Here is a 3,013-nt window from a genome sequence, read left to right on the forward strand (position 1 = left end):
CCTGTCATTCATCGCTCCTTTTTAAAGTAACGATGAACTAAAACACTCTCTTAGGCAATCACGCTATTTTGTCCAATTTGCGCTGACGGGATACACCCGGTAATTTTTGCATGTTGATTAACAACGAAGAGGTATATCTGCACGCCTATGGCAGCGTATGTGATGCAAAACAAGGCTTAGAGAAATATTTCATGTTCTACAACCAAAACAGACCTTACACCGCGTTTGACGACAAAACACCAAATGAGTTCTACTTCGATAACCTGCTTGCAATGTAAAAAGCAGGATAGGCATTAACGTAAGATTTCCATTTAAGAAATGCAAAAAACTGTCCAATCAAGTGAGGCCACTTCTCTCAAAGATTGGAGGCCTGCATTAAACAGGTTTACTATTCAACTTAACCACTATTAAACACCATTTACACAAAATTATTTGCACTCCAGGATAGAATAACATATTGTTAATCTTTATTTTTGTTACTGATTACTGGAGAAACAAACAAAGCAGGTAATGGCCTATTGGATTGTTTGTGCCTTTTATGAGGTGCAATTCCTGGCTGATTTAATTCATGTTGTCCCACAAGATCAATATGCGCATCCGATAAACTAGCTACATAAGGTTGTGTAAATAATGGATCTTCATTCTTTTCTTTACACTTTGTATTTTTCCAAAGTATCTCATTATTAATACGGATCACTGCTGTCTTACTGCGTTTTAAAGAAGAGATCTTTTTCTTAATATGTTTAGGATTTTCTTCTTCAATTGAAATATTATTATTTAAAGTTTGCAATTGTTGTTTTTTTAATTCAAATCCATTTATCTCTTCTATCTTAACTTTAGTTTTGAGTAGTTTTTCTACACCTATTAATAGCTTATCTTCTTCTTTGCTTACCAAAGAAATCGCAAATCCTTTGGCTCCCGCACGCCCCGTTCGACCAATACGATGTATATAATCCTCCGGATTATTAGGTAGCTCAAAGTTAATTACATGAGTTAATTCCTCAATATCAAGACCTCGTGCCGCTACATCTGTAGCTACAAGCACTCGAATCAGACCTTGCTTAAAACTATCCAATGCCTGAGTACGCTGTAACTGATTTCTATCTCCATGTATCGCCGCGCTTGAAATATCATATTGATTTAATCGCTGCGCCAAGCGATCTGCACTTTGTTTTGTTCGTGTAAAAACCAATACCTGTTGCAAGTCATCCTGTTTAATCAAGAAGACCAGCAATTCTTGTTTTCTTGTAGATTCAATTGGATGAACAACATGCGTTACTAATTCGCTTACTGAATTTTGTTTTGCAACTTCAATTAGTTTTGGATTCTTCAATATTTTACTTGCAAGTCTCTTAATCTCTTCCGAGAAGGTAGCTGAGAACATCAAATTCTGACGCTGCTCAGGTAATAACTGAATAATTTGCTTTATATCAGGTAAAAATCCCATGTCTAACATTCGATCGGCTTCATCTAGAATCAATATTTCAACCTTGGTAAGTACTAAAGTCTTTTGCTGAAGATGATCTAATAAGCGGCCGGGAGTTGCTACCAGAATTTCTATACCAAAACGAACAGCCTCAATTTGAGCGTCGATATTTACTCCACCGTATACAACAGTTGATCTAAGCGACAAATATTTTCCATATGTCTTAACACTTTCATATACTTGTACAGCAAGCTCTCTGGTCGGAACTAAAATTAATGCGCGAATCGGGTGTTTAGCTGGTGACATACTATTATTCGCATGAATCTCCAACCTCCGCAACATCGGCAGAGTAAAACCTGCTGTTTTACCTGTACCCGTCTGGGCTCCACCCATTACATCACCACCTTCTAGTATTATTGGTATTGCTTGTTCTTGAATCGGTGTTGGTTTTGTATATCCCTGATCAGAGATAGCACGCAATAGATCGGTTGATAAACCGAGCTGTTCAAAGGACATATTCTTACTACTCCTACTAAGTTATCCGTTTAAGTTAAATCACCTTCGGCAAAGCCGGAGGCTTATATTTGTTAGTCCCTCAAAGGGACGAAAGCTGGTCATAATGTCGTCCCCTTCTCTTGATTACGTATGTATTCCCTAGCCATCTCTCCATTCAATCCGATTGTTGATACAAAATAACCCCGTGCCCAGAAATTCTCACCCGTAAAGTTTTTTGCTTTTCCCGTAAATCGTCGCGCTATCGATAGCGCGCCCTTCCCCTTGATCTAGCATCAAATGCCCTTCCAATATTTCGCACCCCTTTTGTTGTACCAAATCATGCAGCACTTTCCCCAGATGCTTACGTATCGCTCCAAATATCATCTTCTTTCGTTTCTTCGAAATAAATACTACGCGATACTTACAATCCCATGTCGTATGCGTCAGTCTCTGGTAACCTTTCATTTTATTCTTCTAACTTTTGGTCAGGCAAAAGAATCAAGGTAACCGTTTCTCTCGGTCAAACCTTTATCAGTCCCCTCCGCATAACCGGGGGATTCCTTATTTATTACGCTCGCAATGCGACATACATGCTTGCATCTATTAATAACTATAGCTAAATTCCTTTGATTTCTATAATTTATTAAATAATAAGAATCATATTATGCAATCTCAACAAACAAAAGAACCCGTACAAAATATTTTGTACGGGTTCTTTTTTGATCACTCTATCAGAGGCGAATTCAAGCGACGATCTGCTTTCAACGATTACTCTTCATCCTCTTCTTCATCGTCATCTTCGCTTTGAGTTTCGCTTTCTACCGCTCCACTCCCACCACCTTCATCCTCGTCTTCTTCGTCTTCCTCTTCATCATCTCCACCATCGCTATCTTCTTCCTTCAGCAGTACCATCTTGCCCGCCGCCAGACTCGCATTCAGGTCTGTCTTCGCTACCTCTTCATGTACCAGATTCTGATGACAGTCTATACAGGTCGCACCCTCCGTCTTCAACTTCTTATGCGCTTCCTGAGCATCCGCTCCAGGTGGATTCGGGTCCTGATGACAGTCACGACAGGTCACACTATCCCATTT

Annotated in this window: 3 protein-coding genes and 1 pseudogene; 1 reads left to right on the top strand and 3 read right to left on the bottom strand. The window is 39.3% G+C overall.

Going from position 1 to position 3,013, the window contains the following annotated elements; all coding sequences use genetic code 11:
• Positions 1 to 110 precede the first annotated feature (110 nt).
• Positions 111 to 278, top strand: a complete 168-nt coding sequence (locus tag C8R34_RS16340) for a transposase (RefSeq protein ID WP_146207592.1) — start codon at positions 111 to 113, stop codon at positions 276 to 278.
• 182 nt (positions 279 to 460) lie between these two features.
• Here the strand turns inward: C8R34_RS16340 and C8R34_RS16020 are convergent, their stop codons facing one another.
• The 3 genes and pseudogenes from C8R34_RS16020 to C8R34_RS16030 all read right to left on the bottom strand — a co-directional run.
• Positions 461 to 1,942, bottom strand: coding sequence for a DEAD/DEAH box helicase (locus C8R34_RS16020; RefSeq protein WP_110342286.1), 1,482 nt, complete (start codon positions 1,940 to 1,942; stop codon positions 461 to 463).
• 98 nt (positions 1,943 to 2,040) lie between these two features.
• A pseudogene (locus C8R34_RS16025) lies at positions 2,041 to 2,386 on the bottom strand (transposase).
• A 303-nt stretch (positions 2,387 to 2,689) separates the two neighbouring features.
• Positions 2,690 to 3,013: NapC/NirT family cytochrome c (locus C8R34_RS16030; protein WP_181415510.1), on the bottom strand; the 324-nt coding region annotated here is incomplete at its 5' end.

The sequence above is a fragment of the Nitrosomonas sp. Nm84 genome (assembly GCF_003201565.1).
Taxonomy (GTDB): domain Bacteria; phylum Pseudomonadota; class Gammaproteobacteria; order Burkholderiales; family Nitrosomonadaceae; genus Nitrosomonas.

What these genes read in the sequence shown, in the direction of transcription:
- C8R34_RS16340 (WP_146207592.1), top strand. Translation starts at nt 111, where the DNA reads ATGTTGATTAACAACGAAGAGGTATATCTGCACGCCTATGGCAGCGTA.
- C8R34_RS16020 (WP_110342286.1), bottom strand. Translation starts at nt 1,942, where the DNA reads ATGTCCTTTGAACAGCTCGGTTTATCAACCGATCTATTGCGTGCTATC.